Annotated in this window: 11 protein-coding genes; 5 read left to right on the top strand and 6 right to left on the bottom strand. The window is 70.9% G+C overall.

Annotated elements, in window-relative coordinates:
• Positions 1 to 59 precede the first annotated feature (59 nt).
• Together HH310_RS23855 and HH310_RS23850 are read right to left on the bottom strand one after the other, a co-directional pair.
• On the bottom strand, positions 60 to 296 hold the full coding sequence (locus HH310_RS23855; protein ID WP_169177844.1) for a hypothetical protein: 237 nt from the start codon (positions 294 to 296) through the stop codon (positions 60 to 62).
• Between the two features lie 104 nt (positions 297 to 400).
• The gene (locus HH310_RS23850) at positions 401 to 676 is read right to left on the bottom strand and encodes an isoamylase early set domain-containing protein (RefSeq protein ID WP_169177843.1); all 276 of its coding nucleotides are present in this window, start codon (positions 674 to 676) and stop codon (positions 401 to 403) included.
• An 82-nt stretch (positions 677 to 758) separates the two neighbouring features.
• Between HH310_RS23850 and HH310_RS23845 the strand changes: the two genes are divergently transcribed.
• Positions 759 to 1,208: a GNAT family N-acetyltransferase gene (locus HH310_RS23845; RefSeq protein WP_169177842.1), complete on the top strand. Its 450-nt coding sequence runs from the start codon at positions 759 to 761 to the stop codon at positions 1,206 to 1,208.
• Here the strand turns inward: HH310_RS23845 and hemQ are convergent.
• Genes hemQ through hemE form a run of 3 tightly spaced genes read right to left on the bottom strand, consistent with a single transcriptional unit; the run spans position 1,180 to position 4,365 of the window.
• Positions 1,180 to 1,881: a hydrogen peroxide-dependent heme synthase gene (gene hemQ, locus HH310_RS23840; protein WP_169177841.1), complete on the bottom strand. Its 702-nt coding sequence runs from the start codon at positions 1,879 to 1,881 to the stop codon at positions 1,180 to 1,182. The two genes, HH310_RS23845 and hemQ, sit on opposite strands and share 29 nt — an antisense overlap.
• Positions 1,878 to 3,275 carry a protoporphyrinogen oxidase gene (gene hemG / locus HH310_RS23835; protein WP_169177840.1) on the bottom strand — a complete coding sequence of 466 codons (1,398 nt, stop codon included), beginning with the start codon at positions 3,273 to 3,275 and terminating at the stop codon, positions 1,878 to 1,880. The genes hemQ and hemG overlap by 4 nt, the downstream gene beginning before the upstream one ends.
• Before the next feature lie 58 nt (positions 3,276 to 3,333).
• Positions 3,334 to 4,365 (bottom strand): uroporphyrinogen decarboxylase, encoded by a 1,032-nt coding sequence (hemE, locus tag HH310_RS23830; RefSeq protein ID WP_312034283.1) that lies wholly within the window; start codon positions 4,363 to 4,365, stop codon positions 3,334 to 3,336.
• A gap of 106 nt (positions 4,366 to 4,471) precedes the next feature.
• On the opposite strand from hemE, the gene HH310_RS23825 reads away from it, so the two are divergent.
• Positions 4,472 to 5,041, top strand: coding sequence for a DUF3000 domain-containing protein (locus HH310_RS23825; RefSeq protein ID WP_169177838.1), 570 nt, complete (start codon positions 4,472 to 4,474; stop codon positions 5,039 to 5,041).
• A gap of 3 nt (positions 5,042 to 5,044) precedes the next feature.
• Here the strand turns inward: HH310_RS23825 and HH310_RS43275 are convergent, their stop codons facing one another.
• A complete protein-coding gene (locus HH310_RS43275; RefSeq protein ID WP_248294341.1) occupies positions 5,045 to 6,109 on the bottom strand; it encodes a S1C family serine protease in 1,065 nt (354 codons plus the stop codon).
• Between the two features lie 140 nt (positions 6,110 to 6,249).
• On the opposite strand from HH310_RS43275, the gene HH310_RS23815 reads away from it, so the two are divergent.
• The 3 genes from HH310_RS23815 (at position 6,250) to HH310_RS23805 (ending at position 11,661) form a co-directional block, all read left to right on the top strand.
• The gene (locus HH310_RS23815; RefSeq protein WP_396027537.1) at positions 6,250 to 7,566 is read left to right on the top strand and encodes a ribonuclease D; all 1,317 of its coding nucleotides are present in this window, start codon (positions 6,250 to 6,252) and stop codon (positions 7,564 to 7,566) included.
• A gap of 850 nt (positions 7,567 to 8,416) precedes the next feature.
• Positions 8,417 to 9,610 carry a thiolase family protein gene (locus tag HH310_RS23810; protein WP_169177837.1) on the top strand — a complete coding sequence of 398 codons (1,194 nt, stop codon included), beginning with the start codon at positions 8,417 to 8,419 and terminating at the stop codon, positions 9,608 to 9,610.
• A complete protein-coding gene (locus HH310_RS23805) occupies positions 9,607 to 11,661 on the top strand; it encodes a 3-hydroxyacyl-CoA dehydrogenase NAD-binding domain-containing protein (RefSeq protein ID WP_169177836.1) in 2,055 nt (684 codons plus the stop codon). The genes HH310_RS23810 and HH310_RS23805 overlap by 4 nt, the downstream gene beginning before the upstream one ends.
• Positions 11,662 to 11,743: the final 82 nt, after the last annotated feature.

The raw sequence follows: 11,743 nt of genomic DNA, 5'->3' as shown, positions 1-11,743 counted from the left end.
GAGCGCCGGGGGCTCCGCCGACGCCACCCCAGGTGGCGTGGGTGACATCGGCGGAGCGGTCACCCTGCCCAGGACTCGGACAGCTGCGGCATCTGCGGGGAGACCCGGTCGGAGCGCTCCCCGATCTGGTCACCCGGCACGAAGCCCAGCTCCATGCCGATCTGCTGCCAGCGGTCGTACAGTAGTTGATCATGAAGAACGTTGCGGACGTCCTGATGGGCCGCCTGGAGTTCTTCGAGTGCCGTCTCGTACCGGCTGATGCGCTTGTGCAGGTCAGAGGTCTCGTACGTGGTCATGCCTCACATTAACCAGAAATGAGACTTTTTCGGGCTTTAATCGCACAAGAGCTGGCGAGCAACACTAAAGCTTCTAAGTCCCCCGGCGGGCGCGACTGAAACGCCTAGAGTCGCAGCTCACTGCCGCTGGGACCGACCCCGTCGGCGCCCTCGTCGTCCAGCCAGACGCCGTCCGTGCCGAGGTAGCGGAACGAGTAGTGGCCGGGCGGCATGGTCACGCTGACCGTGCGGGTGCCGTCGCGGCGCGGCTTGAGCTCGTGCCGGCCGGGCTCCCAGCCGTTGAACGTGCCGACCACGCTGATCGGGCCGGCCGGATCGTCGACGGGCAGACAGAAGGTCACCCGGGTCTTGTTGCCGAAGAGCTTGCTTCTCTTGATCATGAAGTCCTCCACAGCTCGGGCTTCCATCCGTACAACGGGCGGCCGCGTTGCGGGTGACGGCACGCCGAATACGCTGTGCCACATGCACGACGAGCTTCGCACCGCATCCTTCGCAGATCTTGACGCCGGCACCCTGTACGCGATCCTGAAGCTCCGCAGTGACGTCTTCGTGGTCGAGCAGGAATGTGCCTACGCGGATCCGGACGGACGGGACATCGAACCTGGAACCCGGCATGCGTGGATCGAACGGGACGGCGAAATTCGGGCTTATCTTCGCATATTGCACGACGGTGACGTGCAGCGAATCGGCCGAGTGGTGACGGCGAAGTCGGCCCGCGGCGCCGGACTGGCCGGCCGGCTGCTCGACGAGGCATTGAAGATCATCGGCAACCGGCCGAGTGTGCTGGACGCCCAGTCCTACCTTGTCAGCTTTTATACGAAATATGGGTACGAGCCGAGCGGGCCGGAGTTCGTCGAGGACGGCATCCCGCACGTCCCCATGCTCAGGGCAGCGCCGCGACCAGCTCGCTGACCGAACGGCGGCGGCCCGTGTAGAACGGGACCTCCTCGCGCACGTGCCGCCGCGCCGTGGACGCCCGCAGCTCGCGCATCAGGTCGACGATGCGGTGCAGTTCGTCGCCCTCGAAGGCGAGCATCCACTCGTAGTCACCCAGCGCGAACGACGCCACCGTGTTCGCCCGCACGTCCGGGAAGCCGCGCGCCAACCGGCCGTGCTCGGCCAGCATCTGCCGGCGCTCCTCGTCGGGCAGCAGATACCACTCGTACGACCGCACGAACGGGTACACGCAGATGTACGCCCGGGCCTGTTCACCGGCCAGGAACGCGGGCAGGTGGCTCTTGTTGAACTCGGCCGGCCGGTGCAGCGCCATCTGCGACCAGACCGGCGTCAGGTGCCGGCCCAGGGCGGTCTTGCGGAACAGCCCGTACGCCTCCTGCAGCGCGTCGGACGACGAGGCGTGCCACCAGATCATCAGGTCCGCGTCGGCCCGCAGACCGGAGACGTCGTACGTGCCGCGGATCGTCACGTCCTTGCCGTCGAGCTGCTCGAAAAGGGCATCGACCTCGGCGGAAAGCTCGTCCCGCCCGCCCGGCAGCGCCGACGAGGCCCGGAAGACCGACCACATCGTGTACCGGATCGTCGCGTTCAGCTCGTTGATCCGCGCCGCGTTGCTCTGCTCGCTCACTGACTGACCTCCAAAGACTTGCTGACGACCTCAGCGGCCCGCTCGCCGCTCGCGATACACGCCGGGATGCCGACACCGTCCAGCGCCGCCCCGGCCAGCGCCAACCCGGGTGGCAGTGCCGCGCGCGCCGCGGTGACCCGCTCGAGGTGCCCCGGGGCGTACTGCGGAAGGCCGCCGCCCCACCGCTGCACCCACGACGCCGCCGGTGGCGGCAGTTCGCCGCCGATCAGCTCGCCCAGCTCGCGCCGGGCCGTCTCGATCAGCACCGCGTCGTCGAGCTGCAGCCGCTCCTGCTCACCGGCCCGGCCCAGCGACGCGCGCACGATGACCGGCGCACCGGACCCGCCCAGGTGCGCCCACTTGCGCGTGAAAAACGTCGCCGCCTTCACCAGGGTGCCCTCGCTCGGCGGCACCAGGAAGCCGGACAGATCCGGAAGCGGCGTGCCCGGGGGCAGGGCCAGGCCGATCAGCGCCACGCTCGCGTAGTCGAGAGCCCCGACCGGCTCGGCGGCGTCCGGCGCCACCTCGCTCAGCAGCCGGGACATCGGCTTCGACGGCACCGCCAGCACCACCGCGTCCACGTCGTCGGTCTGCGGCGCCGGGACCGGGCCGAGCAGCAGCCGCCAGCCGTGCGGGGTGCGGGCCAGCTCGCGGACCGGCAGGCCCAGGCTGATCCGGGCGCCGCTCGCCGCCGCCGCGGCACCCACCAGACGGCCCATGCCGCCGTCGAGCGCACCGAAGACCGGCCGCCCGGGAACTCGCGGAGCCCGTTGCCGCTGCGCCGCCCGCACCGCCTCGCGCAGCGTGTGCTCGACCCGCGCCGACGCCGCCAGCTGCGGAATCGTCACCTCGAGCGACAGCCGGTCGGCGCGTCCCGCATAGACCCCGCCGAGCAGCGGATCGAGCAGCCGGTCGACGACCTCGGCGCCGTAGCGCTGCCGCACCAGCTCACCGACCGCGACATCCGCGCCCGCGGCGAGCAGCGGACGGCCTTCGTCGTGGTCACGCTCGGCGTCCAGGTGCGCCACATCGCCGAGTTTGCTCAGATCTCCCGGTACGCCCACCAGGGTCCCCGCCGGAACCGACGCGAGACGCCCGCCGAACGCCAGCGCGGCCGGCACCGGCGCCGGGTGGACCAGCGACTCGGCCAGGCCCAGCCGCTTCACCATGGCCAGCGCCGCGGACTCGTCGCCGTCCGGGCCGGACATCAGGAACGACTCGGCGCCGCGTTCGACGGTCAGCCCGGCCAGCTCGCCGGTGCGTAGCTTGCCGCCCAGCGCACCGCCCTGCTCGTACACGATGATCTCGGTGTCGCCCGGCATCAGATCACGCAGCCGTGCCGCCGCCGCGAGGCCCGCGATGCCGCCGCCGATGACCGCAACCCGTTTTCGCACGGTGTCAACCCTTTCAGGTCGCGTGTCGGTACAGCCACCCGGGTGCACTTTGTGTGAGCTAGTGCGCGCTCTCCTCGTGCACCAGCGCGACCAGCCGGGTGAGCATGTCCGGATCGGTCTCCGGCAGCACGCCGTGACCGAGGTTGAAGATGTGGCCGGGGGCCGCGCGGCCCTGGTCGAGGACGCGGCGCGCCTCCCGCTCGATGACCTCCCAGCCGGCGAACAGCACCGCCGGGTCGAGGTTGCCCTGCACCGAGCGACCCAGGCCGATCTGCGCGACGGCCCGGTCCAGCGGCGTGCGCCAGTCGACCCCGACCACGTCCGCCCCGGCCTCGCCCATCGCGCCGAGCAGCACCGAGGTGCCGACGCCGAAGTGGATGCGTGGGACGCCGGCGTCGGCGAGCCCGCCCAGCACCTTCGCCGAGTGCGGCATGACATGCGCCCGGTAGTCCGCCTCGGACAGCGCGCCGGCCCACGAGTCGAACAGCTGGATAGCACTGACCCCGGCGTCGATCTGGACGCGCAGGAAGGCGAGCGCGATGTCGGCCAGCCGGTCGAGCAACGCGTGCCACGTCTGCGGATCCCCGTACATCATGGCCTTGGTCTTGCGGTAGGTCCGTGACGGGCCGCCCTCGATCAGGTAGCTGGCCAGCGTGAACGGCGCCCCGGCGAAGCCGATCAGCGGGGTCTTGCCGAGTTCCCCGGTCAGCAGGCGGACCGACTCGGCGACGAAGCCGACGTCGCCGAGCCGGGTCAGGCGGTCGACGTCGGTACGGGTGCGGATCGGCTCGGCGATCACCGGTCCGGTGCCGGGCACGATGTCCAGGTCGATCCCGGCGGCGGCGATCGGCACGACGATGTCGCTGTAGAGGACCGCGGCGTCCACGTTGTACCGCCGGACCGGCTGCAAGGTGATCTCGGTGACCAGATCGGGACGGCGGGTGGATTCCAGCATGCCGATGCCCTGGCGGATCTTGCGATACTCGGGGAGTGCGCGCCCGGCTTGCCGCATGAACCAGACGGGGGTGTGTTCTACGTCAAGCCCTCGACAGGCCCGTACGAAGACCGATTCCTGAGTCGCTGAGGTCACCGCGCCATGGTGCCACGCTCCCCCGCGCGGCCGCTCACGCCGGGCGCGAAACACTCGCGGCGTGCCGATCGGCTAACCGTGCGCGAGATCGGCATAGTCTTCCCCCATGGCGACCCCCTCCGCTGCCCCCGACGCGTTCACCCGCGCCGTCGCCGGACTGCGGGTCCCGTCACCGCGGCCGGACATCCTGCTGGAAGAGATCCCGGCGCCGCAGCGGCTCGCGCCGTACGCGTTCGCGCTGTCCGCGACCGTGCTGCGCAGCACCGACGAGGTGGCCAGCGGGCGGTTGATCCTGTTGCACGATCCCGCCGGTCACGACGCCTGGCACGGGAACATCCGGCTGGTCACGCTGGTCACCGCCGAGCTGGAGCCGGACATGGCCGGTGACCCGCTGCTGCCGGCCGTGGCGTGGACGTGGCTGACCGATTCGCTGGAGCAGCAGGCCGCCGCGTACACGGCGATCGGCGGGACGATCACGCAGACCACGTCGACACGGTTCGGCGAGTTGTCCGGGCCGCTACCGACCTCGGACCTGGAGATGCGCGCGTCCTGGACGCCGACCGATGACGATCTGACGTCCCATCTGCTGGGCTGGTGCGCGATGCTGGCGGTCACCGCGGGGTTGCCGCCGCCCGGCGTGACGGCCCTTTCCGACCATCACCGGGCGGCCACGTGAGGGTCAGCAGACGGCGAACGTCTCGCACGCCGTCTTGATCGGGATCGCCAGGCCGATGCCCTCGGCGTCCTTGGCCTTCGCGGTCGCCAGGCCCACGACCTGCTTGTCCGCGTTGACCACCGGGCCGCCCGAGTTTCCCGGGTTGATCGGGGCGTCGAACTGGATGGTCGCGCCGTCCGGATCGTCCGGACGGTAGGCGCTGATGACGCCGGTGGTCACCGTGTCGTCCAGGCCGAGCGGCGCGCCGACCACCACGACCTGCTGGCCGGGCTTGACCTCGCCGCCGGCCGGCGCCAGGCCCGCGATCTTCTGGCCGGCTTTCAGCAGCGCCAAGTCCTTGCCCTTGTCGACCTTCACGATCGATGCCGTGATCTTGGTGGAGCCGCGTTCCAGCGACACCGACTTCCCGCCGCTGGTCCACACCTGCGCGACCACGTGATAGTTGGTGAGCAGATTCGCCCCGTCGCCCTTGCGGCCCACCGAGAAGGCCGTGCCGGTGAACTCGCCGGCCCGCACCCGGAAGACGCTGGGCAGCACGCCGGACGACACCGCCTCCGGGTCGAAGACGCCGGCGAGCTGCTTCTCCAGCCGATCGGTGCGGGTCTTCTCCGCGGTCAGGACCGAGGCGAGGTCGGCGTTGTGCTTGCTCATGCTTTCGATCCGGTACGCCTCCCACCCCGCCACCAGAAGCAACAGCACGACGACGCCGAGGATGACGGGTTTGGCCCGGAACCCGCGACGGCGCTCCTCGGGCAGTGCCGTGGGTGGCGACTGCACCGGGTAGGCGGCGGAAAGCTCCGCGCGCCAGCTCGGTTGCTGGTCCCACCCTCGCTCCTGCGGACGCGGTTCGGCCCAACTGGTCTCAACCCCGCCCGGATCGGACCATTCGCCCGTATCGCGCGATGCCTCGTAACCCCACGGGTCGGCCGGCTCGGCCCATCGGTCCGCCGGTGGGGTCTGCGCGACCCAGCCGGGCTGCTCCGGGCGGTCCTCGGCGCGCCGTCGTCCCCCGTATCCGCCCTGGTCAGAACCATCGGCGGGGGTGAACGGCTCAAAGGTCATGGTCATCCGGTGCGGCCTCCCGGGTCTCGGCGCTGCGCCCGGTAGTACGAACGAAACGCGTCATCGGATCAGCCGGGAGTCGATCGAGAACCGACGCGCCGGTACCGCTGCACACGCGTAGGGCGGTACCCCCGTACGGTTACGGAGTGACCGACGAAGCACCCCTGCGCCGTCGGGACGCGCCGGAGACCGCAGGGGACGGACGACCGCACGCCGAGCCGCCCGACCCGACGGCTGGCGATCCCGAGCCCGCGCCCACCTCCGTTCCGCTGACCGCGCCGCGCGATGGCACCCCCCGCCCGGTAGAAACCGACGGCGAACTCGCCGATGTCGTCGCCCGGATGGCCGCGGGCACCGGCCCTGTCGCCGTGGACGCCGAACGAGCCTCCGGCTACCGGTACACCCAACGGGCGTACCTGGTGCAGTTGCGCCGGGCCGGCGCTGGAACCGCCCTGATCGATCCGATGCCGCTCGATGACCTGCGGACGCTGGACGCCGCGCTGGCCGAGAGCGAGTGGGTGCTGCACGCCGCCAGCCAGGACCTCGCGTGCCTGGCCGAGCTCGGCATGAAACCGCGCCGGCTGTTCGACACCGAGCTGGCCGCGCGCCTGGCCGGCTTCGATCGGGTCGGGCTGGCCGCGCTGACCGAGAATTTGCTCGGCTTCTCGCTGGAGAAGCACCACTCGGCCGCGGACTGGTCCACCCGGCCGCTGCCCGATTCGTGGCTGACCTACGCGGCGCTCGACGTCGAGCTGCTCACCGACCTGCGCGACAACCTGGCCGCCGAGCTCGACCGGCAGGGCAAGTCGGAGTGGGCGGCCGAGGAGTTCGCGGCATTGGTGGCGAGTGCCGACCGCCCTCCACGGGTGCGCCCCGATCCGTGGCGGCGCACTTCCGGCATTCATCGCGTACGCGGCGCGCGGGCCCAGTCCCGGGTGCGTGCGCTGTGGTACGCGCGGGACGGCGTGGCCTCCCGGCGCGACTCGGCCCCCGGCCGCGTGCTGCCCGATTCGGCGATCGTGGCCGCCGCGGAGTCCGACCCCAAGGACGAACGCTCACTCTTGGTGATTCCCGGCTTCGGCGGCCGTTCCGTACGCCGTCTCGCGCGCGTGTGGCTGGACGCGCTGGACGAGGCGCGGGCCCTGCCGGACGACGAGCTCCCGGTGAACCAGCCGGTCGAGGGCCCGCCCCCGCCGCACCGCTGGGCGGAACGCGACCCGGTGGCCGCCGCGCGCCTGGCCCGCTGCCGAGCGGTGGTGGTCACGACGGCGGACGACCACAACCTCCCGCCGGAGAACCTGATCAGCCCCGACTTCATCCGCCGCCTGGCCTGGTCACCCCCCGACGAGATCACCGCACGCACGGTGGCCGACACCTTGCTGGGCTTCGGCGCCCGCAACTGGCAGGTAACCCTCCTGGCCGACGCGCTCGCCGCCATCCTCCCCGACGCGACCCCCACCTGACCCACCCGGCGCGCCCCCACCCACGCCCCCACACCTTGCCCGCGGGGTGTGGGGATCGCCGCCGTCCAGAGCCCCCAAGCTCCCTACACCATGGCGCGACCCCAAGCGTGTGGGCACCTCCGACGCCCAGAGCCCCCAGCTCCCCACACCATGGCGCGACCCCAAGCGTGTGGGCACCTCCGACGCCCAGAGACCCCCAGCTCCCCACACCGCGCCGCCCGACGTCGCGGTGTGGGGACCACCAACGCCCAGAGCGACACAGCTCCCCACACCCGCCCGCCCGCGCCCAGGTGTGGGCACCACCTACGGCCGGAGCGGCACAGCTCCCCACACCCCCGCTGGCCCACCCGAGGTGTGGGGACCACGCACGGCCAGGGGCGGCACAGCTCCACCCGCCCCCTCACGCCGAGGTGTGGGGACCACCAACGCCCAGAGCGGCACAGCTCCCCACACCCGCCCGCCCGCGCCCAGGTGTGGGGACCACCAACGCGCAGAGCGCCACAGCTCCCCACGCGCCGCTGGCCCGCGCCGCGGTGTGGGGAGCACGCACGGCTGGGGTGGCGCAGGTCACCACGGGCCCGGGCGGCGCGCGGGGCGGTGGTGCGGTTGGGGACGGGCGTGTGGGGGTTGGGCGGGACCGCTTACGCACGTCGCCGGGGTGGGGTGAGCGTTTTGGGCGCGCCGGCGCCCTGCTCGGCCCGCCGCGGCCCTCGGCGGGAGCGGCGGTCTGCACCACCCACCCCGCTACGACAGGCTGATCTTGATCTTGATCTTGCGGGCGGCGGAGAAAGCGTCGACAGCTTAGTTACTGGCTAGTAGCATCCCTGGAAAAGTGCTAGGGAGGCTTGCTGTGCCCCACGTACGCGAGGTCGTCTTCGTCGACGGCGTCCGCACCCCGTTCGGGAAGGCGGGCGGCATGTATGCCGAGACCCGCGCCGACGACCTGGTCATCCGGTGTATCCGGGAATTGATGCGCCGCAATCCGCAGCTCCCGCCGGAGCGGGTGGAGGAGGTCGCGGTCGCGGCCACCACCCAGATCGGCGACCAGGGGCTGACCATCGGGCGGACCGCCGCGCTGCTCTCGGGGCTGCCGAAGACCGTGCCCGGCTACGCGATCGACAGAATGTGTGCGGGAGCAATGACCGCCGTGACGACGCTGGCCGGCGGGATCGCGATGGGTGCCTACGACGTCGCGATCGCGGGCGGGGTCGAGCACATGGGCCGCCACCCGATGGGCGAGGGCGTCGACCCCAACCCGCGCATCCTGGCGGAGAAGCTGGTCGACCCGTCCGCGCTGGTGATGGGCTCGACGGCGGAGAATCTGCACGACCGGCTGCCCGAGGTGACCAAGGAGCGGGCCGACCGCTACGGGCTGAACTCGCAGCTCAAGACCGCCAAGGCGTACGCGAACGGCAGGCTGCAGCCGGACATGGTGCCGGTGGCGATCCGCAGCGCCGAGCAGGGCTGGGGGCTGGCGACCGCGGACGAGGCGCCGCGCGAGACGTCGATGGAGAAGCTCGCGACGCTGAAGACGCCGTTCCGTCCGCACGGCCGGGTCACCGCGGGTAACAGCGCCGGGCTGAACGACGGTGCGACCGCGGCCCTGCTCGCCGACGAGGAAACCGCGCGTGCGCTTGGCTTGCCGGTCGCGATGCGGATGGTCAGCTACGGGTTCGTCGGCGTCGAGCCGGAGGTGATGGGCTACGGGCCGATCCCGTCGACCGAGAAGGCGCTGGCGAAGGCCGGGCTGTCCATCGAGGACATCGGCCTGTTCGAGCTGAACGAGGCGTTCGCGGTGCAGGTGCTCGCGTTCCTCGACCACTACGGCATCGCCGACGACGATCCCCGGGTCAACCCGTGGGGCGGCGCGATCGCCATCGGGCACCCGCTCGCCTCGTCGGGCATCCGGCTGATGACCCAGCTCGCGCGGCACTTCGCCGAGCATCCGGAGGTGCGCTACGGCCTCACCGCGATGTGCATCGGCATCGGCATGGGCGGCACGGTGATCTGGGAAAACGCTAACTGGGAAGGCGGCGCCAAGTGATCGGGCATCCGAAAGAGGTCGTGACGCACGCGCTGGTCCGGTCGGTCCACATCGGCGGGACGAAGGGCGCGCTGATCACCCTGGACAACGGCTTCGACCACACCAAGCCGACCAGTTTCGGTCCGGCGGGCTTACGGGAGCTGGACGCGGCGATCACCGAGGCGACGGCGCAGGAGCCGGCGTTCATCGCGATCACCGGCAAGCCGTTCATCTTTTGCGTGGGCGCCGACATCACCGGCATCCCGTACCTGACGACCCGCGAGCAGGCGGTCGAGCTGGGCGAGCTGGGCCATCGGGTGTTCGCCCGGTTGCGCGACAGCACGATTCCGACGTTCGCGTTCATCAACGGTGCTGCTCTCGGCGGCGGGCTCGAGGTGGCTCTGCACTGCCATTTCCGTACGCTGTCCGGCGGAGCGGCCGCCCTCGGACTGCCCGAGGTGGCGATCGGCCTGGTCCCCGGCTGGGGTGGCACGCAACTGCTGCCGAACCTGATCGGGATCCCCGGTGCCGCGCAGGTGATCCTGCAGAACCCGCTGACCCAGAAGACGTTGCGGCCGAAGCAGGCGTTCGAGCTGGGGATCGCGGATGCGCTGTTCGAGCCGGCCGACTTCCTGGAGCGGTCGCTGGAGTGGGCGGCGGGCGTGGTGTCCGGAAATATCGGTATTTCGCGGGCTGAGGTTGACCGCGAGATGTGGGACGGTGTGCTCTTCTTCGCCAAGCAGCAGCTCGATGAGAGGTTGCACGGCGCGGTCCCGTCCGCGAACAAGGCTTTGGAGTTGCTCGCGCTGGCCAAGGACGCCTCGTTCGCCGACGGCACGGCCGCCGAGACGCAGGGCCTGGCCGATCTGCTGATGGGCGACGAGTCGCGGGCCAGCCTGTACGCGTTCGACCTGGTGCAGCGGCGGGCCAAGCGCCCGGTCGGCGTACCCGACAAGGCCCTGGCCCGTCCGGTGACCAAGGTGGGCGTGGTCGGCGCCGGCTTGATGGCATCCCAGCTGGCACTTCTTTTCGTACGCCGTTTGCAGGTCCCCGTCGTGCTCACCGACCTGGACCAGTCCCGTGTGGACAAGGGCGTGGCGTACGTCCGGGGCGAGATCGACAAGCTCGTGTCCAAGGGCCGGCTCGATGCCGGAAACGCCGCCAAGTTACGTGGCCTGATCAGCGGCTCGGTCGATAAATCCGTTTTTTCCAACGCGGACTTTGTCATCGAGGCGGTATTCGAGGATCTGGAGGTCAAGAAGCAGGTCTGGTCCGAGCTGGAAAAGATCGTCGAGCCCTCGGCGATCCTGGCAACCAACACCAGCTCGCTGTCGGTGACCGCGATGGCCGCCGACCTGGAGCACCCGTCGCGGGTCGTGGGCTTCCACTTCTTCAACCCGGTCGCGGTGCTGCCGCTGCTGGAGGTGGTGCGCGGTTCGCAGACCGACGACGTGGCCCTGGCCACCGCGTTCGCCGTGGCGAAAGAGCTGCGCAAGTCGGCGGTGCTGGTCAAGGACGCGCCCGCGTTCGTGGTGAACCGCCTGCTGACCCGCTTCTCGACGGAGATCTTCCGGGCGATCGACGCGGGCACCGACATGGCGACGGCGGACAGCGCGCTCGACGACCTGGGCCTGCCGATGCGTCCGATGGCGCTGACCCAGCTCGTCGGCCCGGCGATCGGTCTGCACGTGGGCGAGACGCTGCACCGGGCGTTCCCGTCGCGCTTCCTGGTGGCGACCAGCCTCCAGGCGATCGTCGACTCGGGTCAGCCGATCATGGTGGACGACGAGCTCAACCCCGACGTGGTCAAGCTGGTCGCGGGCGGTCCCGCTCCGCTTGCCGCCGATGACGTACGCCGGAGGGCCCTCGAAGCCGTCGCCGAGGAAATCCGCATCATGCTCGATGAGGGCGTGGTGGCGGAGGCGCAGGACATTGATCTGTGCCTGATTTTGGGGGCGGGGTGGCCGTTCCATTTGGGCGGGATTACGCCCTATTTGGACCGTAGCGGGATCTCGGAGCGGGTGACCGGGAAGCGGTTCCTGCCGGCGGGATTGGCGAACGCACCGGCCTGATCGTTGACGCGGCTGCCCCGGGTCGATTCTGGCGTCGGGCAGCCGCGTCGTGCCGTCACGCGCCGGGAATTAAACCGGACAG

The organism is Actinoplanes sp. TBRC 11911 (genome assembly GCF_012933445.1).
Lineage (GTDB): Bacteria > Actinomycetota > Actinomycetes > Mycobacteriales > Micromonosporaceae > Actinoplanes.
This window is presented reverse-complemented; position numbering and strand designations above follow the sequence as displayed.